The following is a 23,117-nucleotide window of genomic DNA, read 5'->3' as shown; positions in this document are numbered from 1 at the left end:
GGTGCTCCCGCGCTATGTCATTCTCGCATGCGAGAAAGCGACCAAAGGGTAGAGGATCAGCTCACGTGCCTGTTCCGCCTGCGCGACTGCGCTGAACTGGAGTCCGACATCGACCGGCTCGGCCCCAAATCCTATATTTTGGTCACTTGCAGCACGAGCACGATTTCCGTATTGTCCTCGGCATTGTTCCGACCATTCATCCAGTGTGGTAGGAAGGCAAGCCCGGAAGTCGCGCGCGTTTCGTGCGTCTGGACCAAGCCACCGATAACCACCAGATCTCCGTCCTGCAACGAAGTCGTGGTCTGCAACGTGCGCGTGTTTTTCGTCGGCGACGAATTCACTCCGGTCGTGGTGTTCACAAAGTCAGAAATTTCTTCATCAACCACCACATCAATCGTGTTCCTCATCACTGTCGGCTGCACGTCAAAGATCACACCGGCATCCTGGTAGACGATGGACTGCACAGGCGTTCCACTGGTCCCTTGATAGCTCACCTGTCCCTGCGTTGGTACCTGCTGCCCGACGTTCAGGCGGGCACGTTCGCCTGACAGCACCGTCATGTTCGGACGCGTCAACACTTTGAACCGGCTGTCAGAATCAAGTGCCTGAAGTGCCGCATCGATCGTGTTATTACCGCTCGAAGCATGCAGAGTCACCGAAGACTGAGCCGAGTTCGTGAACCCGTTGTTGATTCCGAGTCCTAGACCCAAAATGTTCACGGCCAGCGAGAAGCCAGACTGTTTCTGCGTTGTGTCGCTTACTTCATATACCGTCCCCTTCAGGTTCACCTTACCGCGCGCTACATCGATGAGCGGCAGCACCTGACGCAACGTCTCGATCTCTGTCGACGTGCCGAGGAACACCAGTACGTCCGTGTTCTGATCGATCAGAGCCGCGGCCGACGACTGCGGTACGTTCTTGCTGACCTCACCGGCCGTCGAGCTGGCCCCGCTCGTCGTAGTCGCAACGCTAGCCGAAGACACTCCACGCTGCGTCGTGAAACGACCGCCCACAAGCGGCTGCACCATCCGCATCAGGTAATCGGCCTTGCGATAGCGCGGCACATACACGAACGGCTCCCGCGTCTCCTTAGGCTTGTCGGCGTCCGGCTTCTTCGCGATGAAGTCCACACCATCACGCACCGTCACCGCATAGCCTAACGAATCAAGAAACGTCGCGAGGAACGTGCGCAGCTCGCCATCACCCGCCTTGTAGCGGAAAGACACCAGCCGCTGATCGGCTAGCACGTCCGGCCCGATCACATGCGGCGTCTTCACCGCGTTCTCGTACACAAAGTCCACCACGAATGACACCGTAGCGAACCGAAGATCAAACGAATTGCCCTTCGAGTGCTGCACCATCGGCGGCATGGGTGTGACTGGCACCGACGAAGGCAACGACGTATCCGCCGCCACCAGCGCCGGCACAGTCGGCAACGGCGGCACCATCGGCAACGGAGTCGGCTGCGCGGCCACCGACAACGCCGGCCAGATCACTGCAAGCGTGAGCAGACGCTTGACGTTCATTTCGACTTACCTCCGGGAACAAGAGAAGCTGGTCCAGCCGAAGCCTTCCCGGACCACATCGTGACGCGCTGACCATCAACGCGTCCCGCCATCGCAGCACCCATGCCGTTATAGGAAGCGGGCGAATCGACCCGCATCCGGCCCGAGTCATCGGCGAGCACCACATACTGCAAATCGCCCGACTCAAAGCGACCCATCACGCGCCACGTCTCGGACACCTCAGGCGGCTTGACCGCAGCGGCTGGAGAGGGCACGCCCGAGGCCCCAACCGACACAGCAACACCACCTGGCGCACTTCCGGACACAGCGGCCTGACCCTCCGCCGGTTTGCCCCTGTGCGTGAAAAAGCGGTACGCAAAGTAGATGCCGCCACCGAACAGCAACAACACCGCAGCCGCATAGACCCACAGCCCTTTGTTCAGCAGCACGTTCTGGCGACGATCGATCGGCTGTTCCTTCGCCTGCGCGTGGCTGTAGCTCTTGTAGAGCGAATAGATTTCCTTCTTGAACGCGAACGGCCCGCCCGTAGACATCGGCTTGCCGGTCAGCTTCACACCGCGATACAGGTTCACCGAGTAGCGGTTAAGCCCGATCGCCTTCGGCTTGTGCGTCACCGACGACATCTCGACCTTGCCTTTGAGCGCACGAGCCAGCATCGTCAAGTCCGGGTCGATCACCACGAGGTCACAGCTATGCCCCATCTCATTCGTGAAGTGCCGATGCTCACGGAAGAAATAGGCATGGCCACGCTTCACCTTTTCGCCCTGCGACCAGTAACGCGTCGCTTCATCGACCACGACCAGATCACCCGGCCACACGCGCCCATGCTCCGGGTCCGGCACCGGCAGTGGCTTGTCGAGCGCTTCCTCGCCCGGAAAAAAGTCCTCTTCTTCCGGCGCACTGCGATCGCAGCTGCGGATGTGCCCGATACAAACAATCTTTCCCTTCGGCGCGTTCTCAGCCACGTACGCATAAATCGCATCGTGGTCCAAACCGTCGATATTGGTTATGACGAAGCGACCCTTCGACACCGCAGGCAAGATCACGTGCTCCATCACGCCATACGTCTTGCCGCTCCCCGGACCACCGCCAAATGCATTAATCGGCATGGCTTCACCCGATCAGCGGGATACGACGGATAATGAAACGCGCCCCGTAGCCAGCGATCACCAACGGCATGCCGTAGCTCACCGAGCATAGATCGAGGAAGTACCAGACGCCCGACCCAGCCGCGCCAAACGCCTGAGACAGTGAAACCGCCGTCGGCAAAATGCCCTGCCCTTGCAAATACGAGACCGCCTCAGTCACGAAGAAATACAGCGCAAAATAGAAAACGAACTTGATAAGCACCGAGCGAAACAGCCACGACAACGCGGACCACACCGCCGACATCAGCACTGCATACATAGGTCACCTCACGCAGTAAGAACGATGAAAACCGAGGACAGAAGAAACACCAGCGCGAACGCAGCGCTGATGGCCGACCGGTTCTGCTCGAGCAGCGTGCAGTGCTGATCCATCGTGTACGAGTTGCCGAACATCGAGAACGTGCCCGTAGGACAAACACCCGTATGCGCAGGCATCTGGAAGCCCTTGAAACCCGGCAGCATGTTCATGATCGGCCCGAGGATCATGGCGATCGTCGGCGTGCTTTCCAACGACGGCTGTGCCGTATTCGGGTTCGTGCCCCAGTCCACCTCACACGCAGGCTCGCCGGGGCCGCCACATTGCGCGCCTGACGTGCCCGTCCCCGTCCCCGTGCCAGTGCCAGTGCCAGTGCCCGACGACGGGATACACGACGCTCCATTCCACGTGTAGCCCGACGAGCAGGTAACCGAGCTACCGCCTGGATTGACACCCGGCGTCGTATCCTGAGAACCCGGCGTACTCGAAATAGGCAATGAACCAAGCGAACCACCGGTGCTAGCACCGCCCTGCGTACCAGAACCGGTCCCAACACCAAGGGCGTCTCCGACAGTCGGCGTATAGGTAGGATTCGCGTTCTGCCAGTCCGTGGCGTCCTGCGTCGTCACGGGATTGCTCGGGTCATAAGGTACGCCCTGATAGCCCGCCGACTGCGACGCCTGCTGCCACAAAGCATTGACCGTATCTGCGGCCAGCTCAGGATTAATCGGCTGCGCCTTCTCGGCGTCCGACACATTAGCGGTCGCCGTCGCGTAATCCGTGATGACCGGCGTACCACTACCGCCAGAACCTTGGGTGTCCTGGATATTGGAAGGCGTGCCGTACAAGCGAGACATCAACACCGTCTGCGTACTGGTCGAACCATCCGAAGTGAGCGTCTGAACATAGGTACACACCCCATTGCCATCGCAGGTGGGCGGACCATACGTGAATCCGGGATGGGCGTTATAGCACTTCGCAGGTGTACCCGTCTGCGAATCGTTTGCAGCAAGGTACGCCTTCGCAGCGTCCAAATCGACCCAAAAATCCTTCTCCAAACCAGTATTGCCGCAAGCATCCGGCCACTCCCGCACAACCGAGAAATACCACCCGGTACTCTGCGAAGGTGCCCCAGCAGCAGTAGCAGTGACCTGATTACCGGAACCGAACAGCCACGTAAGAAGCTTGTCCAGACCGAGCGCTACCGCTGCTTGCAACACAGCCCCGATCACCGCCCCGGCAACAATCCCCAACCATCCCCCACCGAAACCCGCTCGGGCGCCGGTTGCAGCGCCCGTCGCGACCGTCTCCACCGCTTGAATCGTCTTCGTCACCTCCACATCCGTAACCGCATGACCGAGACTTGCCGTTTTTTTGTACAAGAGTCCAGAGGTTTCGGTCTGGATCTTCCCGTACGAGTACGGCGTAGTCTGATCCACATAACTGCCCGTGATATTCCCCTTACCGTCAAAGATCAACACCGTCCCAGCTTCAGCCCGAACAGCGACACCCAACGCGAGCAACAGGCAAAGAATCTTTCTCGTACGCATGCTCACCCCTTACTCAGGCCAGAAACACACGCCCATCCGCAGACGATTCCCCAGCCGAAAATCATCAAGTACCAGCAGTCCGTTGCACTCATCACACCGCCCCCGTAAACAAAAAAGGGGAGCCACGCGGCTCCCCAGCTCTACAACCAGCCGCGCGAGGCTTACAGGCCCTTCACAGCACGCAGCGCAAACTTGGCTCCGCGCCACGCGACGTACACGCCGACCATGATCGCGGCCACGGCCATGATCGCGGTGATGACCGTGCTGAAGTCCACCGCCGACGTGATCGTCGTGAAGTCCGGCGCAGTACCAGCAGCGTTCGCTGCCACTGCTGTACCTGCGACTGCTGCGCCTACTGCGAACTTCTTCAGCGCTTGAAGCTTTGCCTTCATTGCTAACCCCTTCGAGAACAGAACACCGGGAAGCGCCCGGAACGCGTCACCCCCGCCTGATAAGCGAGAGAATGCTTCCCGCGCTCGCGCTCACCATCCAGATTCCGACAACCATGGAGAACGCCAGCGCGAAGAAACCACCCGCAGCCGTGTAATCGAACGGCACCGCAAGCCCATCAAGAAAGGGCTGACTCGCCGGATCGATCACGTACGCCTGCTGCGTTTGAATATGGAAATACTGAGTGCCCGAGGGCGGGCACACCTGCTGATCGAGCGCCGACGACTGATCGGACGTGACGGGCATACACAGCAGGACGTTCTGAACAGTGCCGACCGACACAATCAATGCCCCTTCCGCGCGAAGATCAGCGGCACGACGTCAAATGACCCGTCGCAATGGTCAACCCCGGCCTCATATGCCGCGCCGATATCTTCGAAACCGACAGCATCACGTAGGCGCTCGGTCTGCCCCACGTCCCCGGAATCAGGCCGCAAGAAGTAGCCGGAAACAAGGTCCTGCACCACGTACACGACCCCGCTGTCCATGATCAGCCTGCCTTAGCCGGCCGGGACATTTCCACCGGCTTCAGCGAGTGCATTACGGTCTTCTGCGTCTTCCCATTCGTCACGAGCTCCAGATCCGCAGCAGCCTCAAAGGGGAAGGGCAGGTGCTTATACTTGTCGAACTCGGCAGACGTGCCGAGCGTGAACTCCGCAACCGCGAAGCCTTTGGCTGTGCCTTTCGAATCGTCAAGCGGCGTTTCGGTGTAGACCTTCGTGCTGTCGAAGCTCGTTCCGTTTTCCATTTGGCCTTTGCTCGCCTTCATCCCCGTTACCTTCACATTGCTCGTGAATCGCATGGTTCGTTTCCTGTCGTAGCGGCTGGTGCAAAGACCGTTTCCTCTGTCCAGCCATCGCCAGAGGGGTCTAAATCGTTAAAACGCTTCGTCATGCCGTAGACGTGGATCGGGACCGAACAGGTCTCGTAATCGGGTACCTTGAGGCGCTCGGGCCAATCGCCCGAATCATTCGTGATCGCATCGAGAAAGTCGGCGTCGCCCAACAGATTGCGCAGCACGAATGCGTATTTCCCATAGCTCGTGCGAATGTTCTTCAGGCTCGCATCAACGTTGATCTCTGCCGCTTTGCGCTTGATCTCAATCTTTTCTGGCATGCGCGAGGCATCGAGGAAGCGAAGGCACGGATAGGCACCGACGAAGTAGCTCGACGGATCGAGCAGCACGTCGAGCGGGATAACACGCTTCTTGTTGTGGAACTCGACCTCAATTCGCACCCATTCGGAATCCGCGTCACCTTGTTCACGTCCCTTCTCATAGGCTCGACAAAGCTTTCCGTTGCCACGCACGCCGATGTACACGCTGCGCCCCTTGCCGATCGGATTCTTCCAATCGCCCTTGTACTCATGGCGCGGCGCATTTACCGAGCAAGTAAACAGGCCATCGTCGTACCATCCATCAATCTGATCGACGGTGTATTCGCCCTGCATACAGTCATGCGCGAGGTCAATGCGTGTGATCGTTGGTCGAGATGCCGCATCAACGAGAAAGTCATGCAAACGGGATTCCCAACCGGCCTTGGCTGCAATGCAACCTTGACCGTTTAGATTGATAAGCATGGTCTGGCGCTGGCTAGCCCCACCCAAAGCAACGTGGCCATAGTTGTCCCCGAGTTCCCACGCGTTCGCATAGAAGTCACGCATTTTTTTAAGGTCGCGCGTGATGCCAAAGCCGAAGATTTCCGTTAGATGCTTGCTTGCTTCTAAGATGAACTCCTCATCCGCTACAAGCTGAATGCCTGCCGTCCGACTCCACGTTTCCTCGCCCACTGTGAAGCGAAGCGTGTCGATCATCGCAACCTGTTCGTTGACCGGACGGCGCACCAGGATGGTTTTCAATTCGCCCGTGTCCGTTATCACCATCTGCAATTCCTGAACCGTCGCGATGGCCGGCCTTTCCGTTCCCCCCCTGTTAGTCAAGGGGGGGGCACCAGCCGAGGCGCCGCCGCGCAACTTGGCCGAGTGCGCCACGGCCGGCTGGCCGTCCTCGCTCACGCTGCGGGCGGGCAGGCGGCCGTGGCGAGCCTGCGGCTCAGCTCCAAAAAGAAGGGACTTGACCCGGCTCACAGCGCGAACTCCTTTTCCAGCGCGCGCTTGCGAACGAGTTCGACGTTGATGAAGACTCGTTTCCCAACGCGTACCTCTGGCCAGTAGCCACGTTCAGCCTGTGCTACCAGTACAGACACCGGCAGGCCAATGGCTGCAGCGAAAGCCTCGCGGGTCATCAAAGGCACGCTCGCATGTGATGGAAGTTCGGCTATAGTTGACACGGCACTGGCTCCGTACGTTTTCTAGACTATAACAGTGCTGAAATAGCACTGTGACGGGGCTAGAATAGCACTACATGTTTTGTGGCGCAAGAACCGATGAGGGAGAATTTCGAATGGAACAGATTGGCGACCGATTGAAGATGCTTATCTCCACGCGGACGGACGACCGTCTCCGCTACGTTCAACTCGAAAACGCCACGGGGATCTCGGCCGATCGCTGGAAGAACTTCTGGTTTGGACGGAAAAAGGCAGATGCGGAGATGATCGAAGCCGTATCTAAAGCATGGCCGGAAAACGCCTTCTGGCTTGCATGTGGGTCCACTGACGCCAAGTTTGGTCACGTGGCTCCATTGCCTGCTCTTGCATTCCCCGAAAACGCGAAAGCGGCAAAGCCAGCTTCGGCTGAGTACTTCCGCGCGTTAGTACGCGCGAAAGACTGCGCACTCGCCATAGTCGAACGTTTGAATGAAGGCGCCACCACAGACGCAGACGAACCGATGACGGTCGGCAAAGTACCGCGAACAGCGCTCGGGGCGTGGGATAAAGGCAAGCAGGAGCCTGAACTGGTCAGCGAGTTACAACGCAGCCTGGAGGAAGTTCACGAACGTGGCGGAGCTCGCCGATATGAGGTTGGCCAATCGCCGCAGATCGAAGCCATACTCGACGTGATCCGCTACAACTACGATGAGACCGCATTACTCCGCCTAGTGCACGAGTTCCGTGAACAACGCGATGGCAGATGGAAGGACTAATGGCAATCAAAAAGACTGATGCGGGGTGGTTGGCAGACTTGCAACCAGGAGGAAGGGGAGCGAAGCGCTTTCGGAAGACATTCAAAACGCAAGCAGAGGCAAAAGCGTGGGAGGCTTGGCTTATCACGCAAATTAACCAGAAGTCCGATTGGACACCAGAACGAAGGGACACGCGCAAGCTTTCAGAACTGATTGCGCTGTGGTTCTCTCATCACGGCTCGGGACTCCGTTCGGCCGGCGATACGTTACGCCGACTGAAGGCAATGGCAACTGCGATGGGCGACCCAGTCGCAGATCGCTTCACCGCAGAGGTCTTTGCGGAATACCGCACCAGGCGACTCGCTGCGGGCATCACCGCGAACAACCTGAACCGAGAACAAGCCTACATGAGGGCGATGTTCAATGAACTGGCCCGGCTCGGAGTGTGGACTCGGGAAAATCCATTGGCAAAAGTGCGGCAGTTCAAAATACAGGAATCCGAGCTAAGCTATCTCACAACTGGCCAAATCAAAGCGTTGTTGGCCACGCTCATGGACGCCCGTAACCCGCACGTCCGCTTGATCACAAAAATCTGTCTCGCGACGGGAGCGCGATGGAGCGAGGTTGAAGAAATGCGAATCTCGCAGGTCAGGGATGGGCTAATCCAGTTTGCAAGAACGAAGTCAGGTAGGGTTCGAGCTGTGCCGATATCTGAATACCTTGCCCAAGCGGTGCAAGAGCACTACCGTGAAAAGGGCAACGGCGACCGGATATTCGGCTACGCGTGGTCGGCGTTTCGGGAAGGGATCGATCGGGCGGGAATCGCGCTACCAGATGGCCAAATGACCCACGCGCTACGCCACACGTTCGCCAGCCACTTCATGATGAACGGGGGTAACATTTTGACACTACAGCGAATCTTGGGGCACCAAAGCCTAACGATGACAATGCGTTACGCACATCTGGCGCCAGAGCACCTGCAAGAGGCTAAGATGCTTAATCCGCTCCGGCAGGTCGAGCTTGAAGGAGCGCACCACGAGCGAGGAGCAACCGGCACCGAGGGGCAGACAGCGTGAGCACCAAATCGACACTCAAGAGCCATGAGTCGAAGGGGAGCGAGCCATCTTGGCACCTCTTCGAAGATGTATTCGAACCAGGTGTGGTCTATTTGGAGCTAAAGGGTGTGAGCGCCGAGCTTTGCGCCCGCGAGCAGTCTGGTGCAGAAGTTGTTTTGTGCTTGCCTATCGAAACCGCGGAGCAGCTCGGTCTTAACACGGACGTACCACTTGAACGGTGGGCTTCGGCTTGTGATCCGAACAAATTCGAAACCCTGCAGCGGGTCAAGGGATCAGTTCGCCGTTTTGACGAGCCAACTGAGCCGCTATAGGCAACACCAGTCAGTACCGACGACTATCTCGGTGCGGCGGGCCGCCACACCGGATTCTCGCATGCGAGAACCCAAAAACACGCTCACAGAATCCAGGGTTCTCGCATGCGAGAATCGCAATGCACTATGCCAAGCTCAGGCCGACGCAGGCACATCTACGAGGCAAAAGCCGCACTCCCAACCCAACTATTGATAGTGCATGTCGACCTGAACGCCAAGCAGTTTGCTTTCGGGTCCGTCGTCTTGAAGTCGCAATACCGTCCTCCCGAGTAGCTCGTCGAACTCCTTGGGCGACAAATCTGTCTGCAACGCATCTAGCTGATCTTGATTGACCGTCGCTATGTACTGCAACCCCTCATGTGATGAGAGCGAGTTCGCAGTCTGAAACAACACGGCACGCTGCCTTGGATCTATATCACTGAAGAGCCTGCTATCGTGGAATACGAATGCGATCTCATGGTTTTGTTGCGAGGTCAACACTGCTAGATCGTAACAGAACAATTTCACCGCATTGATGCCATCCGAGCCGTCCGCCTCAATCCGAACGTCGAAATCATAGCGAGTTTTATTGTCCCCTAGGTTGTTTTGAAGCGTTATGCCTGCCGGAGCGTCGGGATAAAAGCGCTTTGCTAGCGACGAAAAAGCCTCAAGCCGTAATTCACGTTCATTAGACGTTTCATCTAAATAAGCATTCGTTTTTATGTTTTCTTCCGCCAACTTAATTCGGATCGAGGCCGCATCTTCGCGACTCTTATGCAGCAAGTGTTGATAATCCTGGAGCTTATGGAGCTTGGCTCGCAAGTCAGACAGCTGTGCGCTCACCGCGGCGTATTGATCTAACGCTCGTTTGTCCGCCAGGTATCCAAGCTTGGCATCGACAGATTGATTAAGCTGATAGATCTCCGATTCGAGAGTCTTTCTCTCGGTCTCGAGCTTCATCCTTTCCTGACCGAGTCGGGCTATCCGATTTGTCAGCAACTGGGAGTGAAATGCCTCAACCTCCTGAAGATGCTTCAGTGTTTCAGCGCGAAATGCTCTTTCGAGTTCACCATAGACGGCAAGTATTTTCTCGCGAGGAATGTCAGAGCGCGTTTCAAGACTCTTTTGAACGTTCGAAAGAGCATTTTCAACAACAGCCTTTTTGTTTTTTAGCAGACGAAGGCGAGCCGTCAAATCGTTTGCTTCTTTCTCGATTTGATAGTAGTCCTCAGCGACCGCGAATTGAGCTAGATCACCTTCAAATCTCGCGATCTGCTCTTCCAAATGCTTCGCTTGCAGCGACGCATCCTTGTTGCCGGTATAGTATTCTCGGATGAACGGATCGTTCTTGAAATTTCTCTCGAATAATTCCAGCTCAGACTGACGCGTGCGAAGTAAATATTTAGTCTCGACCAAAGATATATCGATGCCGAGCAGAAACAGATTCCGCAGCAGAATCGTATACGGCTCCCTGTCCGAGGAAGTAATCTTCGGATCGTTGTAGTCGGCTTTTGATCTTCGAATAAAGCGAGGCAGCAAGCTGCGAAAGCTAAGCTGCGATCCGCCCCAATCGGGGAAGTGAAAGCAAAGCTTTCCCAGCAGTTCGTTGAAAGCTTTAAGCTTTAACGTCTCCCCGTTCAGCGTAATGTTTCCTTGCTTATCGGTACTCCGGCTCGCAGTGTAGGGCTTTTTTCCGACCTCAAAACGCAACGTAAATTCCCAGTCGGGAAGATGTTGGCGAAAGCTGGCATTGGCGCTGGAGCCCAGACAAAAATGGATGATTTCGATCAGCAGGGATTTTCCGACTCCATTATAGGAGCGACTGTCATCTTCCCCATGCGACTGATCTTTCCGTGAGCCAATGACGAGCGAAATGCCCGTCCGATTGAACTTGACGGTCTTAAAACTAGTTTTATTCGATGTAAGCTCGATTAGGCGCATAGGGCCGCTTCCGGGCGGTGGCGACGCAGCTCACCTGCGTCATTCATCTGCACAAGGCCAAGCGCAAACAGCGCGTCGAGCGCCAGCACCATATTGTCGAATGTCTGGAACGCTGGGTAGCTTGAGGCTTGGCGCTGAAAAACACGCCACAGATTGTCGACAGTGATCGGCTGATTGACGTTCTCCATGACAAACGCGCCAAGGCCGAGCAAAGACTCCGCAAACGAGATGTGCTTGTCAGGAAGTAACATTGTTCGGTTCCTCAAAAATGTCACAGGCTTCAAAATACTTCGCCATGAGCACCAAGGCCGCGTCGCGTCGCAGCCGATCGGCTGCGGCATTATTCGATTGGGGCGCAATTCGATTCAAGACAAACGCGAATCGCAGATCACCCAGCGTTACTCCAGCGCCGCTTTGATCGCTTTGCACTGCAGCCAGGCTTTCTGCATAGTAACCAGCCAAAAAGTCACGAAGTGCTTGTTTGGTGAAGTCGCTGTTCCGACTCAGGTAATCATCGATTTGCCAGGTCTCACGCTGCTTTACCCGAAGCCAAGGGCCATACTCCGCCAGCTCGTTGAATTCGATCTTCTCGTCGAAATCCGGTGCAATTTTTTTGCCGGTTGGAGCATTCTCGGGCGGGCAGTCTTGAATGTGCCGAATGACTTCTCCCAGCACGGTATAGTCCAGTCCCTCCATCGAATCCCACGTCGGCAGACCGCCTACGATCATGCAGATCTGGTCTTCTGGCAAGCAGATAAACTCTTGCTCCAGATGCTTGCTGAGAAAGACATCGCAGGCTTCGAGATTGTGTTTCGTTTTGATCCCGGCAAGCGTTTCTTCAATATTGAAGTTGGTTCCGTGATACTTATCATTGAATACAAAAATGTACTCTCGCGGCACGCAAAACGTGCCCCAATACGGGAGCAGCTTGTCCTCAAAGTCTTCCGCTACTTTTGCGATAGCCGCGCTCTTGCTTGTGGTCGGACTCTCTGGCGCGAATACCTGAAAATACCTACCGAGTGCCTTCTCGTAGCCGTCGTTGCCGCGATCGCCCTGATTGCCGTATGGCTTGATCTTCAAGAATTCGGGCCGCGAGTACTCCATGACCTGCCCGAATAGCTGTTCGAACGCAAAGCCCTCAGCCTTAAGCACTTTGAGCTGAAAAAGCGTTCGGGCGAGATGTTTGCGCTCATTCGTCATCTTCGACCTTCCATCTTGTAATCTTTTCTTGTCAGGGCAATTCTAGCATTGGAGGCAAGGACGGCTTCACGCAAATTTGCCTGCCGGTCGCCCAGCGGCCGTTGACACTCCGTTGACAGTGGAGGCGAAAAAAAAGCGGCCCACATCGCTGTGGGCCGCTCTACATCTGGTGGCGAATCAGGGACTCGAACCCCGGACCTGCGGATTATGATTCCGTCGCTCTAACCGACTGAGCTAATTCGCCGAAAGAAGCGAGATTATGCTGGGGCAACCGGAGGCTGTCAACCCCCGGCGCACAACTTTTTCAGATAGCCCAAACTGTCGGTCCACTCAATCCTTCGCGTAGATATCCGAGTCCTTGGTCTCGCGCACGAACAGCATGCCGATCACGAAGGTGATCACCGCGATGATGATCGGATACCAGAGCCCCGAGTAGATGTTGCCCCTCGCCGCGACGATCGCGAACGCGGTCGCCGGCAGGAAGCCGCCGAACCAGCCATTGCCGATGTGATACGGCAGCGACATCGACGTATAACGGATGCGCGTCGGGAACATCTCGACCAGCATCGCCGCGATCGGCCCGTAGACCATCGTCACGTAGATCACGAGGATCGTCAGGATCACGACGCTCATCGGCCAGTTGATCTGCGCCGGATCGGCCTTCGGCGGGTAGCCGGCAGCCTTCAGCGTCGCGGCGAGCGTCTTCTCGAACGTCTTGGCTTGCTCCTTCGCGTCGGGGGCGCGGCCGTCGAACGTGTTGACGACCGTATCACCCACGCGGATCTGCGCAATCGTGCCGGCCGGTGCCGCGACGTTGTCGTAGTTCAGGCCGGCCCGCGACAGCGCGCCCTTCGCGATATCGCACGAGGTCACGAACTTAGCCGTGCCCACCGGGTTGAATTGGAACGAGCACTCGCCAGGATCGGCGATCACGACGATCGGCGACTTCAACGTTGCGGCTTCGAGCGCCGGGTTCGTGTAGTGCGTGAGCGCCTTGAACAGCGGGAAGTAGGTCAGCGCGGCGATCAGCAGACCGGCCATGATGATCGGCTTGCGGCCAATGCGATCCGACAGCGAGCCGAAGAACAGGAAGAACGGTGTGCCGATCAGCAGCGCGAGCGCGATCATGATGTTGGCGCTCGTGCCGTCGACCTTCAGCGTCTGCGTCAGGAAGAACAGCGTGTAGAACTGGCCCGTGTACCACACGACAGCCTGGCCGGCCGTCAGGCCGAGCAGCGCGAGAATCACGACCTTCAGGTTCTTCCACTGGCCGAACGCTTCGGAGAGCGGCGCCTTCGAGGTCTTGCCTTCGGCCTTGATGCGCTCGAACACCGGCGACTCGTGCAGTTGCAGACGAATCCACACCGACACCGCGAGCAGCAGGATCGACACGACGAACGGAATGCGCCAGCCCCAGGCGCCGAACGAGTCTTCGCCCATGAAAGTGCGCACGCCGAGGATCACGAGCAGCGACAGGAACAGGCCTAGCGTCGCGGTGGTCTGGATCCACGCGGTGTAGAAGCCGCGGCGGTTCGCCGGCGCGTGTTCGGCCACGTAGGTCGCGGCGCCGCCGTACTCGCCGCCGAGCGCGAGACCCTGCAGCAGACGCATCGCGATGAAGATCACCGGCGAAGCGATGCCGATCGCCGCATAGCCCGGCAGGAAGCCGACGAGGAACGTCGACAGGCCCATGATGATGATCGTGATCAGGAACGTGTACTTGCGCCCGACCATGTCGCCGAGCCGTCCGAATACGACCGCGCCGAACGGCCGCACCGCGAAGCCCGCGGCGAAGCTGAGCAGCGTGAAGATGAACGCCGCGGTCGGATTGACGCCGGAAAAGAAGCTCTTGCTGATGAAGGCCGCAAGCGAGCCGGCCAGATAAAAGTCGTACCACTCGAAAACCGTACCCAGCGACGATGCGAAGATCACCCGCTTCTCATCGCGCGTCATCGGCGCGTGCGAGAGTTGCCCGCCAACGGTAGCCATATGTCGTCTCCAATATTGATATACACACGGATCGCCAGCGCAGGCGTCCCCGTGCAACCGATTATTGGAGTGGAAACTTACGGCGTTCTGACTCGACGCCACAACCTGGGGTAGTCCGGTAAACCGGCAGAGAGACGCTCAACTTCGGTCAATGTGCGGCGATGTTTGCGCAATCCGCCCTGAAATATCTCAAAAACACGCTGACGGTCAAGCTGGCGATCCGGCCATGTTAGGGTAAGTCCCGCCCCCGTTCGAGCACGTGCAAGCTGACGCGCACCAGGGTGCCGGCGAGCCGTGGCGACTCCTGATAGACGTTGTCGTCGATGGCGAGCTCGCCGCCGTGCATCGCCGCGATCTCGCGCACGATCGCGAGACCGAGGCCGCTGCCGTCGCCCTCGCGGCCCAGAATCCGGTAGAAGCGCTCGACCACGCGCGAGCGCTCGCTGGCCGGAATGCCGAGCCCGGTGTCCTCGACTTCCAGATGCACGAGCCGCGCCGGGGCGTCGTGGCGCACGCGCACGGTGATGCGGCCGCCCGCCGGCGTATAGCGGATCGCGTTGTCGATCAGATTCGACAGCATTTCGCGCAGCATCACCGGATTGCCGGCGACTTCGACCGGCTCGTCGGGCGCTTCGTAGCCGAGGTCCATCTGCTTCGCGAGCGCGGCCTGCACCCATTCGCGCACCGCGCTGCGCGCGAGTTCGCCGAGTTCGACCGGCGTGAAGATCTGCCCCGACCGACGGTTCTCCGCGCGCGCGAGCGCGAGCAGCTGTGTGACGAGCCGCGCGGCGTGCTCGGAGCTGGTCGCGATCTGTTCGAGCGAGCGATGCACTTCGGCCGACGCGTTCTGGCGCAGCGCGAGCTCGGCCTGCGTGCGCAGGCCGGCGAGCGGCGTTTTCATCTGATGCGCGGCGTCGGCGATGAAGCGCTTTTGCAACTCCATGTTCTGTTCGAGGCGCGTGAGCAGATCGTTGAACGACGTGACGAGCGGCTCGATTTCCGGCGGCGCGCGGCGCGCTTCGAGCGGCGACAGATCGTCGGGCCGGCGCGCGCGGATATGGGCCTGCAGCGCATGCAGCGGCTCGAGCCCGCGCGACAGCCCGAACCACACGAGCAGAATCGCGAGCGGCAGGATCACGAATTGCGGCAGGATCACGCCCTTGATGATGTCGTTGGCGAGCTGGCTGCGCTTGTCGAGCGTTTCGGCGACCTGCACCAGCACGGGCTGCGCGCCCGGCGTCTGCGGAAACTCGACGGTGGTATATGCGACGCGGATGTCGTTGCCGCGCAGTACGTCGTCGCGGAATTCGACGAGGCCCGGTGGCGGGCGGTCTTCCTCGTGCGGCAGCGGCATGTCGCGCTCGCCGGCCACCAGTTCGCCGCGCGTGCCGAGCACCTGGAAGAACACGCTGTCGACGTTGTCGGCGCGCAGGAAATCGCGCGTCGACTCGGGCAGCGACAGCTCCGCGACGCCGTTGACCGGATGGATCTGGCGCGCGAGCACATAGGCGTCGGTTTCGAGCGCGCGGTCGAACGGCCCGTTCGCGATCGACTTCGCGACCAGATAAGTGACCGCGAGGCTCATCGGCCACAGCAGCAGCAGCGGGGCGAGCATCCAGTCGAGAATCTCGCCGAACAGCGAGCGCGGACGCGCTTCGGCTGCGGCCTCGGTTTCGTCGGGCGGGGCGAACGGATTGGCGTAGCGCGCGTCGCGCGCCTCGTCGAGGTCCGCCGCGTGCGCCGTGGCGCGATCAGCGCGTGCGGACATCGCTGGCCTCTATTTGTAGTGATGGCTCGCCGGCATCGCGGCGGACGACGGCGCGGTGGACGGTGGTGCCGCTTGTGCCGCTTGTGCCGTTTGCGACTCGGAGCCGGCAGTGGCGGCGGGCGCGTTCGCATTGGCCGGCGGCGCCGCTTTTTCGAGGCAGTAGCCGAGCCCGCGCACGGTGATGATGCGCACGCCGCTCGGCTCGATCTTCTTGCGCAGCCGGTGCACGTAGACTTCGATCGCGTTGTTGCTGACTTCCTCGCCCCATTCGCACAGATGGTCGACCAACTGCTCTTTCGAGACCAGCCGGCCGATCCGCTGCAGCAGCACTTCGAGCAGACCGAGCTCGCGCGCGGACAGGTCGATCACCTGGTCGTTGACATAGGCGATGCGGCCCACCTGATCGAACGACAGCGAGCCATGCCGCACGACGGTCGGGCCGCCGCCGGCGCCGCGCCGCGTCAGCGCGCGGACGCGCGCTTCGAGTTCGTTCAGCGCGAAGGGCTTGGCCATGTAATCGTCGGCGCCGAGATCGAGGCCTTTGACGCGTTCGTCGACGCTGTCTGCGGCGGTCAGGATCAGCACCGGCAGGTTCGAATTGCGCGCGCGCAGGCGGCGCAGCACCTCGAGCCCGGACATGCGCGGCAGGCCCAGATCGAGGATCAATAGGTCGAACGTCTGCATTGACAACGCGGTATCGGCTTCTACGCCGCTTTTGACGTGATCGACCGCATAGGCCGATTGGCGGAGTGATCGAACCAGACCGTCCGCGAGTATGCTGTCGTCTTCGGCAATCAGAATTCGCATGGTGCGCCAGCCTGGCTTTGCCGGCACCGTGGGGCTTGCCCCGGCGCGCAGCGGTCTCCGAACATTATTGTGGGTAGTGGGGGTGACGCGACAGTAAAAATGCGCGTTCGCATCATATCGCGCTTGCCAAAACCACTGTTTTTTTATACAGTGTCTGCGTTTCGTGTGATGTCCTGAAGACTGCGCTCAATTCGAGCCGAATTCCGGACGTACACCTGCCTCAGACGCCGTTCATCATAGCAAAGGACGATTCATGGAAGAAAGCAAGAAAGGCTCGGCTGGACTGACTGCTGAAAAGAGCAAGGCTCTCGCCGCCGCGCTCGCGCAGATCGAAAAGCAGTTCGGCAAAGGGTCGGTCATGCGGCTCGGCGCAGGTGAGGCAGTCGAAGACATCCAGGTGGTCTCCACCGGATCGCTCGGCCTCGACATCGCACTGGGCGTCGGCGGTTTGCCGCGCGGCCGCGTGGTCGAAATCTACGGTCCGGAATCGTCCGGTAAAACCACGCTGACGCTGCAGGTCATCGCCGAAATGCAGAAGCTCGGCGGCACCGCGGCGTTCATCGACGCGGAACACGCGCTGGACATTCAATATGCGGGCAAGCTCGGCGTGAACGTCGCCGACCTGCTGGTCTCGCAGCCGGACACCGGCGAGCAGGCGCTCGAAATCGCCGACGCGCTGGTGCGCTCGGGCTCGATCGACATGATCGTGATCGACTCGGTCGCGGCGCTGGTGCCGAAGGCGGAAATCGAAGGCGAAATGGGCGACTCGCTGCCGGGTCTGCAGGCGCGTCTGATGTCGCAGGCACTGCGCAAGCTGACCGGCACGATCAAGCGCACGAACTGCCTCGTGATCTTCATCAACCAGATCCGCATGAAGATCGGCGTGATGTTCGGCAACCCGGAAACCACCACGGGCGGTAACGCGCTGAAGTTCTACGCGTCGGTGCGTCTGGACATTCGCCGCATCGGTTCGATCAAGAAGAACGACGAAGTGATCGGCAACGAAACGCGCGTGAAGGTCGTCAAGAACAAGGTATCGCCGCCGTTCCGCGAAGCGATCTTCGACATCCTGTACGGCGAGGGCATCTCGCGTCAGGGCGAAATCATCGACCTCGGCGTGCAGGCGAAGATCGTCGATAAAGCCGGCGCATGGTACAGCTACAACGGCGAGCGGATTGGTCAGGGCAAAGACAACGCGCGTGAATTCCTGCGCGAAAATCCGGACATCGCTCGCGAAATCGAAAACCGTATCCGCGAATCGCTGGGCGTTACCGCGATGGCGGACGCCGTGACCGGCGCGGACGCTGAAGTCGCGGACGAAGAAGAGTAAGCATCACGTGATACGCAAAGGCCGGCCGTTGTCCGGTTCCGACTCCGGACGCTATCCGGACGGCCCGCGCGACACGGCGGATGGATCGCCTGATTCCGGCGATCCATTCGATCCGTTCGAATCGTTCGACGCACACGACCGCGCCGCAGGCCGCGGCCCGCAGCGCACGCGGTCTGCATCCCCTGCAGCATCGTCCAGCCCGGATTTCTCCGCGAGCGATTCCCCACCCCCGTCCGAAGTCACCTACACCCGCTCGCGTCGCCAGGCCGGCGAAGCAAAGCCGGGGCAGGCCGACCAGGACGACAGCAGAAAATCCCAACGCCCAACCCGTTCGTTGAAAGCACGCGCACTCGGCTATCTGTCGCGCCGCGAATATAGCCGCGCCGAACTCGCGCGCAAGCTGAAACCGTATGTCGAGGAAACCGATTCGCTCGACGCGGTGCTTGACTCGCTGGAAGCCGAAAACTGGCTATCGGACTCGCGCTTCGCGGAAAGTCTGGTTCACCGGCGCGCATCGCGGCTCGGCACGAGCCGCATCCTCGGCGAACTGAAGCAGCACGCGCTGAACCCGGCGCTCGTCGAAGAGGCGAGTGCGCAATTGCGCGAAACCGAACTCGCGCGCGCCCAGGCGGTCTGGCGCAAGAAGTTCGGCCAGCTGCCACAAACGCCGGCGGAGCGCGCGAAGCAGGCGCGCTTCCTGGCGTCGCGCGGCTTCTCCGGCGCGACGATCGGCAAGATCCTGAAGGGTGTCGACGACATCTGGAACCGCGACTAGCACGTCAGCCCTGACGGCCGGTCGATTGCCGTGCCGTAACCCGGCTCGAGGCCATGCGCAATCGGGGCTGTCCCAAATACCCGTTATGCTAAAATCCAGAGGTTTTCCAATCCGGCCTTTCCTTCCCGCATGTCGCTCTCCCCGCCAGTGTCCCGTCAGTTGCGCCACCGTCGCGCAATCAGAGCGGAAGCTTACGAGCGAGCCGATGGCCTGTGGGATGTGGAAGCGTGCCTGACCGACGAAAAGCCTCGCGATGTGGCGCTTCCGTCGGGAATCCGGCCCAATGGTCAGCCGATCCATGAACTCTGGCTTCGCATCACCATCGATCGCAAGCTCAATGTCGTCGACGCCGAGGCGTCGTCCGACTGGGTGCCCTATCCAGGGTTATGCCAGGCCAGCAATCCCGCCTACCGTGCCCTCATCGGGCTCAATCTGTTCCACAACTTCCGTCGCGATGCTGCCCGTTTGCTGGCCGGCACGGCCGGTTGCACGCATCTCACCGAGCTGTGCGCGATGCTGCCGACCGCCGCGATCCAGGCGTTCGCCGGCGAAGTGTGGAACACCGATGAAGGCACGCCGGGCGCGAACGCGGGTTCGGGAGACGAATCGTCCAACGGCACAGGCGAGCATTCCAACGACAAACCGCCATTCCAGTTGGGACGCTGCCACGCGCTGCGTTTCGACGGCGAGGCGGTGAAACAGTTTTATCCGCGCTGGTATGGCCACGCACCGCGTCCGGCGGAACGCGCGGCCTCGTCGGACGACGCGGCGGCCCGCGCACCAAGCGGCGACGCGTCGGCCTGAACGGCGGCAACGGAATCGAAGTTCTATCCAACTCTCAGACTGAAGGGAATCACGCATGAAGATTCACGAGTACCAGGGTAAGGAAATCCTGCGGAAATTCGGCGTCGCGGTACCGCGCGGCAAGCCGGTCTTCTCGGTGGATGATGCGGTCAAGGCCGCTGAAGAGCTCGGCGGCCCGGTGTGGGTCGTCAAGGCTCAGATCCACGCAGGTGGCCGTGGCAAGGGCGGCGGTGTCAAGGTCGCCAAGTCGCTGGAACAGGTTCGCGAGTACTCGAACCAGATCCTCGGCATGCAGCTCGTCACGCACCAGACCGGTCCGGAAGGCCAGAAGGTCAATCGCCTTCTGATCGAAGAAGGCGCTGACATCAAGAAGGAACTGTATGTCGGTCTCGTGATCGATCGCGTTTCGCAGAAGATCGTCGTGATGGCGTCGAGCGAAGGCGGCATGGACGTCGAAGAAGTTGCGGAAAAGACGCCTGAGCTGATCCACAAGGTTGCCGTCGATCCGTCGACCGGCCTGAAGGACTCGGAAGCAGACGACCTCGCGAAGAAGATCGGCGTGCCCGACGCTTCGATCCCGCAAGCCCGCGCGATCCTGCAAGGCCTGTACAAGGCATTCTGGGAAACCGACGCATCGCTCGCCGAAATCAACCCGCTGATCCTGACCGGCGACGGCAAGGTCATCGCACTCGATGCGAAGTTCAACTTCGACTCGAATGCGCTGTTCCGTCACCCGGAAATCGTCGCGTACCGCGATCTGGACGAAGAAGATCCGGCTGAAATCGAAGCGTCGAAGTTCGACCTCGCGTACATCTCGCTCGACGGCAACATCGGCTGCCTCGTGAACGGCGCTGGCCTCGCAATGGCAACGATGGACACCATCAAGCTGTTCGGCGGCGAACCGGCGAACTTCCTCGACGTCGGCGGTGGTGCGACGACCGAGAAGGTCACCGAAGCGTTCAAGATCATGCTGAAGAACCCGAACCTGACCGCGATTCTGGTCAACATCTTCGGTGGCATCATGCGCTGCGACGTGATCGCGGAAGGCGTGATCGCGGCGTCGAAGGCCGTGTCGCTGAAGGTGCCGCTCGTGGTCCGCATGAAGGGCACGAACGAAGACCTGGGCAAGAAGATGCTCGCCGAATCCGGCCTGCCGATCATCTCGGCGGACAGCATGGAAGAAGCGGCTCAGAAGGTCGTCGCGGCTGCTTCGGGCAAGGCGTAAGCCACCTGTCTACGGCGCATTTACCAGCTCATTTGCCAAAATGACGAGTGGCGGCGCGCGAGCGACACAGGCGTGAAGCATCGCGCCGCGTGGCGCTACCGCGCGACGCCAAACGAACAGAGGTCAATACATGTCGATTCTGATCAACAAAGACACCAAGGTCATCACGCAGGGCATCACCGGCAAGACCGGTCAGTTCCACACGCGTGCATGCCGTGAATACGCAAACGGCCGCGAAGCGTACGTCGCGGGCGTGAACCCGAAGCGCGCCGGCGAAGATTTCGAAGGCATCCCCATCTACGCGAGCGTCGCTGAAGCCAAGGCTGAAACGGGCGCAACCGTGTCGGTGATTTACGTTCCGCCGGCAGGCGCTGCGGCAGCCATCTGGGAAGCAGTCGAAGCCGACCTGGATCTCGCAATCTGTATCACGGAAGGCATCCCTGTCCGCGACATGATCGAGATCAAGGACCGTATGCGTCGCGAAAACCGCAAGACGCTGCTGCTCGGACCGAACTGCCCGGGCACGATCACGCCGGACGAGCTGAAGATCGGCATCATGCCGGGTCACATCCACCGCAAGGGCCGCATCGGCGTCGTGTCGCGTTCGGGCACGCTGACGTATGAAGCAGTCGGCCAGCTGACCGCGATCGGCCTCGGCCAGTCGTCGGCAGTCGGTATCGGCGGCGACCCGATCAACGGTCTGAAGCACATCGACGTGATGAAGATGTTCAACGACGATCCGGATACGGATGCCGTCATCATGATCGGCGAAATCGGCGGTCCGGACGAGGCGAACGCCGCGCACTGGATCAAGGACAACATGAAGAAGCCGGTGGTTGGCTTCATCGCTGGCGTCACGGCGCCTCCGGGCAAGCGCATGGGCCACGCCGGCGCGCTGATCTCGGGCGGTGCTGACACCGCTGAAGCGAAGCTGGAAATCATGGACGCATGCGGTATCAAGGTCACGAAGAACCCGTCGGAAATGGCGCGTCTTCTGAAGGCGATGCTGTAAATCGAATTCGCGTGCCGTAGGCGCGCGATTTTGATACGCTTACGAAGTCCTTTCGTGAGCGAGCGGTCCCGAAAAGCGGGGGAGTGCAGACTCCCCCGCTTTTTTTCGTCCGTGCTCGCGCCGTCTTGCTGTCCGCCCGGTCGATTTTTTCTTATTCTTTTTTCCATGCTCGAATTCTTCACGACGCTCAATTGGGGCGCGGTCTTTCAGATCATCGTCATCGACGTTCTGCTCGGCGGCGATAACGCGGTCGTCATTGCGCTCGCCTGTCGCAACCTGCCGCAGTCGCAGCGCATGCGCGGCATCGTCTGGGGGACCGCCGGCGCGATCCTGCTGCGGGTCGTGCTGATCGCGTTCGCGGTCGCGCTGCTCGATGTGCCGTTCCTGAAGTTCGCGGGCGGCCTGCTGCTGCTGTGGATCGGTGTGCGCCTGCTCGCGCCCGCGCACGACGTTCACGACAACGTGAAGCCGGCCGACAAGCTGATCTCGGCGGTGAAGACGATCATCATCGCGGACGCGGTGATGAGCGTGGACAACGTGATCGCGATCGCGGGCGCGGCCGAGGCCGCGGAGCACGAGCACAGGCTGGCTCTGGTGATCTTTGGCCTCGTCGTGAGCATTCCGCTGATCGTGTGGGGCAGCCAGCTGATTCTGAAGCTGCTCGATCGCTTTCCGGGCATCGTGCTATTCGGTGCGGGTCTGCTCGGCTGGATCGCGGGCGGTCTGATGGTCAACGACCCGGCCGGCGACCGCTGGCCGATCCTCGACACGCCCGTCGCCGAATACGGGATGAGCATCGCGGGCGCGCTGTTCGTCGTGATCGTCGGTTATTTGTTGAAGCGCCGTAACGCGAAACGGGCGGCGGTGTGAGCACGGCATTGACGGTGCGCCGCGGCCTAATCCGCGATGACGTCCGAATGCAAGCCTGGCCATCCGGCTGACTGTGACGCG

25 protein-coding genes and 1 tRNA gene are annotated in these 23,117 nt (G+C 59.9%); 9 read left to right on the top strand and 17 right to left on the bottom strand.

From position 1 onward, the window contains the following. Positions 1-131: 131 nt before the first annotated feature. The 10 genes from GCT19_RS15395 to GCT19_RS42740 all read right to left on the bottom strand — a co-directional run bounded on the left by GCT19_RS15395 (position 132) and on the right by GCT19_RS42740 (position 7,173). Positions 132-1,526: a type II secretion system protein GspD gene (locus tag GCT19_RS15395; protein ID WP_152852443.1), complete on the bottom strand. Its 1,395-nt coding sequence runs from the start codon at positions 1,524-1,526 to the stop codon at positions 132-134. Next, on the bottom strand, positions 1,523-2,635 hold the full coding sequence (locus GCT19_RS15390; protein WP_152852442.1) for a zonular occludens toxin domain-containing protein: 1,113 nt from the start codon (positions 2,633-2,635) through the stop codon (positions 1,523-1,525). The genes GCT19_RS15395 and GCT19_RS15390 overlap by 4 nt, the downstream gene beginning before the upstream one ends. Before the next feature lie 4 nt (positions 2,636-2,639). Further along, the gene (locus GCT19_RS15385; protein ID WP_152852441.1) at positions 2,640-2,933 is read right to left on the bottom strand and encodes a DUF2523 family protein; all 294 of its coding nucleotides are present in this window, start codon (positions 2,931-2,933) and stop codon (positions 2,640-2,642) included. An 8-nt stretch (positions 2,934-2,941) separates the two neighbouring features. Further along, a complete protein-coding gene (locus GCT19_RS15380) occupies positions 2,942-4,480 on the bottom strand; it encodes a hypothetical protein (protein WP_152852440.1) in 1,539 nt (512 codons plus the stop codon). A 161-nt stretch (positions 4,481-4,641) separates the two neighbouring features. Next, on the bottom strand, positions 4,642-4,872 hold the full coding sequence (locus GCT19_RS15375; RefSeq protein WP_152852439.1) for a hypothetical protein: 231 nt from the start codon (positions 4,870-4,872) through the stop codon (positions 4,642-4,644). A gap of 46 nt (positions 4,873-4,918) precedes the next feature. Beyond that, positions 4,919-5,218, bottom strand: coding sequence for a hypothetical protein (locus tag GCT19_RS15370; protein ID WP_152852438.1), 300 nt, complete (start codon positions 5,216-5,218; stop codon positions 4,919-4,921). Then, the gene (locus tag GCT19_RS15365; RefSeq protein WP_152852437.1) at positions 5,215-5,418 is read right to left on the bottom strand and encodes a hypothetical protein; all 204 of its coding nucleotides are present in this window, start codon (positions 5,416-5,418) and stop codon (positions 5,215-5,217) included. Before GCT19_RS15365 ends, GCT19_RS15370 begins: the two co-directional genes overlap by 4 nt. Positions 5,419-5,420: 2 nt before the next feature. Then, a complete protein-coding gene (locus GCT19_RS15360) occupies positions 5,421-5,732 on the bottom strand; it encodes a hypothetical protein (RefSeq protein WP_076929418.1) in 312 nt (103 codons plus the stop codon). Beyond that, positions 5,711-7,015, bottom strand: coding sequence for a replication initiation factor domain-containing protein (locus GCT19_RS15355; protein ID WP_321576811.1), 1,305 nt, complete (start codon positions 7,013-7,015; stop codon positions 5,711-5,713). Before GCT19_RS15355 ends, GCT19_RS15360 begins: the two co-directional genes overlap by 22 nt. Beyond that, positions 7,012-7,173 carry a hypothetical protein gene (locus GCT19_RS42740; RefSeq protein ID WP_193727401.1) on the bottom strand — a complete coding sequence of 54 codons (162 nt, stop codon included), beginning with the start codon at positions 7,171-7,173 and terminating at the stop codon, positions 7,012-7,014. The genes GCT19_RS15355 and GCT19_RS42740 overlap by 4 nt, the downstream gene beginning before the upstream one ends. 158 nt (positions 7,174-7,331) lie before the next feature. On the opposite strand from GCT19_RS42740, the gene GCT19_RS15350 reads away from it, so the two are divergent. Genes GCT19_RS15350 through GCT19_RS15340 form a run of 3 tightly spaced genes read left to right on the top strand, consistent with a single transcriptional unit; the run spans position 7,332 to position 9,336 of the window. Continuing rightward, the gene (locus GCT19_RS15350; protein WP_152852436.1) at positions 7,332-7,970 is read left to right on the top strand and encodes a hypothetical protein; all 639 of its coding nucleotides are present in this window, start codon (positions 7,332-7,334) and stop codon (positions 7,968-7,970) included. Then, positions 7,970-9,025: a phage integrase gene (locus tag GCT19_RS15345; protein ID WP_152852435.1), complete on the top strand. Its 1,056-nt coding sequence runs from the start codon at positions 7,970-7,972 to the stop codon at positions 9,023-9,025. Before GCT19_RS15350 ends, GCT19_RS15345 begins: the two co-directional genes overlap by 1 nt. Then, the gene (locus GCT19_RS15340) at positions 9,022-9,336 is read left to right on the top strand and encodes a hypothetical protein (protein WP_152852434.1); all 315 of its coding nucleotides are present in this window, start codon (positions 9,022-9,024) and stop codon (positions 9,334-9,336) included. Before GCT19_RS15345 ends, GCT19_RS15340 begins: the two co-directional genes overlap by 4 nt. Before the next feature lie 186 nt (positions 9,337-9,522). Here the strand turns inward: GCT19_RS15340 and GCT19_RS15335 are convergent, their stop codons facing one another. The 7 genes from GCT19_RS15335 to GCT19_RS15305 form a co-directional block, all read right to left on the bottom strand. Next, the gene (locus tag GCT19_RS15335; protein ID WP_152852433.1) at positions 9,523-11,256 is read right to left on the bottom strand and encodes a DUF2326 domain-containing protein; all 1,734 of its coding nucleotides are present in this window, start codon (positions 11,254-11,256) and stop codon (positions 9,523-9,525) included. Further along, complete coding sequence (locus tag GCT19_RS15330; RefSeq protein WP_152852432.1) at positions 11,247-11,507, bottom strand: ABC-three component system middle component 6; 261 nt, start codon at positions 11,505-11,507, stop codon at positions 11,247-11,249. Before GCT19_RS15330 ends, GCT19_RS15335 begins: the two co-directional genes overlap by 10 nt. Further along, on the bottom strand, positions 11,494-12,456 hold the full coding sequence (locus tag GCT19_RS15325) for an ABC-three component system protein (protein ID WP_152852431.1): 963 nt from the start codon (positions 12,454-12,456) through the stop codon (positions 11,494-11,496). Before GCT19_RS15325 ends, GCT19_RS15330 begins: the two co-directional genes overlap by 14 nt. Before the next feature lie 167 nt (positions 12,457-12,623). Continuing rightward, positions 12,624-12,700, bottom strand: a tRNA-Met gene (locus tag GCT19_RS15320). An 86-nt stretch (positions 12,701-12,786) separates the two neighbouring features. Beyond that, positions 12,787-14,445: an MFS transporter gene (locus tag GCT19_RS15315; RefSeq protein WP_018437744.1), complete on the bottom strand. Its 1,659-nt coding sequence runs from the start codon at positions 14,443-14,445 to the stop codon at positions 12,787-12,789. Between the two features lie 229 nt (positions 14,446-14,674). Then, positions 14,675-16,213 (bottom strand): sensor histidine kinase, encoded by a 1,539-nt coding sequence (locus GCT19_RS15310; protein ID WP_018437745.1) that lies wholly within the window; start codon positions 16,211-16,213, stop codon positions 14,675-14,677. Between the two features lie 9 nt (positions 16,214-16,222). Beyond that, positions 16,223-17,020 (bottom strand): response regulator transcription factor, encoded by a 798-nt coding sequence (locus tag GCT19_RS15305; RefSeq protein ID WP_018437746.1) that lies wholly within the window; start codon positions 17,018-17,020, stop codon positions 16,223-16,225. Between the two features lie 253 nt (positions 17,021-17,273). On the opposite strand from GCT19_RS15305, the gene recA reads away from it, so the two are divergent. The 6 genes from recA (at position 17,274) to GCT19_RS15275 (ending at position 23,036) form a co-directional block, all read left to right on the top strand. Next, the gene (gene recA / locus GCT19_RS15300) at positions 17,274-18,350 is read left to right on the top strand and encodes a recombinase RecA (protein ID WP_013090445.1); all 1,077 of its coding nucleotides are present in this window, start codon (positions 17,274-17,276) and stop codon (positions 18,348-18,350) included. A gap of 7 nt (positions 18,351-18,357) precedes the next feature. Further along, complete coding sequence (gene recX, locus GCT19_RS15295) at positions 18,358-19,125, top strand: recombination regulator RecX (RefSeq protein ID WP_176136024.1); 768 nt, start codon at positions 18,358-18,360, stop codon at positions 19,123-19,125. Between the two features lie 129 nt (positions 19,126-19,254). Beyond that, positions 19,255-19,929 (top strand): DUF2889 domain-containing protein, encoded by a 675-nt coding sequence (locus GCT19_RS15290; protein WP_013090443.1) that lies wholly within the window; start codon positions 19,255-19,257, stop codon positions 19,927-19,929. Between the two features lie 55 nt (positions 19,930-19,984). Then, positions 19,985-21,154 (top strand): ADP-forming succinate--CoA ligase subunit beta, encoded by a 1,170-nt coding sequence (sucC, locus tag GCT19_RS15285; protein ID WP_013090442.1) that lies wholly within the window; start codon positions 19,985-19,987, stop codon positions 21,152-21,154. 130 nt (positions 21,155-21,284) lie between these two features. Next, positions 21,285-22,166: a succinate--CoA ligase subunit alpha gene (sucD, locus tag GCT19_RS15280; protein WP_013090441.1), complete on the top strand. Its 882-nt coding sequence runs from the start codon at positions 21,285-21,287 to the stop codon at positions 22,164-22,166. Between the two features lie 165 nt (positions 22,167-22,331). Then, a complete protein-coding gene (locus tag GCT19_RS15275) occupies positions 22,332-23,036 on the top strand; it encodes a TerC family protein (protein WP_018437749.1) in 705 nt (234 codons plus the stop codon). Positions 23,037-23,117 lie beyond the last annotated feature (81 nt).

Origin of the sequence: Paraburkholderia atlantica (assembly GCF_009362785.1) — a bacterium.
In the GTDB taxonomy this organism is placed as follows: domain Bacteria; phylum Pseudomonadota; class Gammaproteobacteria; order Burkholderiales; family Burkholderiaceae; genus Paraburkholderia; species Paraburkholderia atlantica.
Note: the sequence above shows the minus strand (reverse complement) of the source record. Positions and strands in the feature narration are given on the sequence as shown.

Excerpts from the sequence above, each read along its gene's own strand:
- GCT19_RS15395 (WP_152852443.1), bottom strand. The coding sequence starts at position 1,526 with ATGAACGTCAAGCGTCTGCTCACGCTTGCAGTGATCTGGCCGGCGTTG.
- GCT19_RS15390 (WP_152852442.1), bottom strand. The coding sequence starts at position 2,635 with ATGCCGATTAATGCATTTGGCGGTGGTCCGGGGAGCGGCAAGACGTAT.
- GCT19_RS15385 (WP_152852441.1), bottom strand. The coding sequence starts at position 2,933 with ATGTATGCAGTGCTGATGTCGGCGGTGTGGTCCGCGTTGTCGTGGCTG.
- GCT19_RS15380 (WP_152852440.1), bottom strand. The coding sequence starts at position 4,480 with ATGCGTACGAGAAAGATTCTTTGCCTGTTGCTCGCGTTGGGTGTCGCT.
- GCT19_RS15375 (WP_152852439.1), bottom strand. The coding sequence starts at position 4,872 with ATGAAGGCAAAGCTTCAAGCGCTGAAGAAGTTCGCAGTAGGCGCAGCA.
- GCT19_RS15365 (WP_152852437.1), bottom strand. The coding sequence starts at position 5,418 with ATGGACAGCGGGGTCGTGTACGTGGTGCAGGACCTTGTTTCCGGCTAC.
- GCT19_RS15360 (WP_076929418.1), bottom strand. The coding sequence starts at position 5,732 with ATGCGATTCACGAGCAATGTGAAGGTAACGGGGATGAAGGCGAGCAAA.
- GCT19_RS42740 (WP_193727401.1), bottom strand. The coding sequence starts at position 7,173 with ATGACCCGCGAGGCTTTCGCTGCAGCCATTGGCCTGCCGGTGTCTGTA.
- GCT19_RS15350 (WP_152852436.1), top strand. The coding sequence starts at position 7,332 with ATGGAACAGATTGGCGACCGATTGAAGATGCTTATCTCCACGCGGACG.
- GCT19_RS15345 (WP_152852435.1), top strand. The coding sequence starts at position 7,970 with ATGGCAATCAAAAAGACTGATGCGGGGTGGTTGGCAGACTTGCAACCA.
- GCT19_RS15335 (WP_152852433.1), bottom strand. The coding sequence starts at position 11,256 with ATGCGCCTAATCGAGCTTACATCGAATAAAACTAGTTTTAAGACCGTC.
- GCT19_RS15330 (WP_152852432.1), bottom strand. The coding sequence starts at position 11,507 with ATGTTACTTCCTGACAAGCACATCTCGTTTGCGGAGTCTTTGCTCGGC.
- GCT19_RS15325 (WP_152852431.1), bottom strand. The coding sequence starts at position 12,456 with ATGACGAATGAGCGCAAACATCTCGCCCGAACGCTTTTTCAGCTCAAA.
- GCT19_RS15315 (WP_018437744.1), bottom strand. The coding sequence starts at position 14,445 with ATGGCTACCGTTGGCGGGCAACTCTCGCACGCGCCGATGACGCGCGAT.
- GCT19_RS15310 (WP_018437745.1), bottom strand. The coding sequence starts at position 16,213 with ATGTCCGCACGCGCTGATCGCGCCACGGCGCACGCGGCGGACCTCGAC.
- GCT19_RS15305 (WP_018437746.1), bottom strand. The coding sequence starts at position 17,020 with ATGCGAATTCTGATTGCCGAAGACGACAGCATACTCGCGGACGGTCTG.
- recA (WP_013090445.1), top strand. The coding sequence starts at position 17,274 with ATGGAAGAAAGCAAGAAAGGCTCGGCTGGACTGACTGCTGAAAAGAGC.
- GCT19_RS15290 (WP_013090443.1), top strand. The coding sequence starts at position 19,255 with ATGTCGCTCTCCCCGCCAGTGTCCCGTCAGTTGCGCCACCGTCGCGCA.
- sucC (WP_013090442.1), top strand. The coding sequence starts at position 19,985 with ATGAAGATTCACGAGTACCAGGGTAAGGAAATCCTGCGGAAATTCGGC.
- sucD (WP_013090441.1), top strand. The coding sequence starts at position 21,285 with ATGTCGATTCTGATCAACAAAGACACCAAGGTCATCACGCAGGGCATC.
- GCT19_RS15275 (WP_018437749.1), top strand. The coding sequence starts at position 22,332 with ATGCTCGAATTCTTCACGACGCTCAATTGGGGCGCGGTCTTTCAGATC.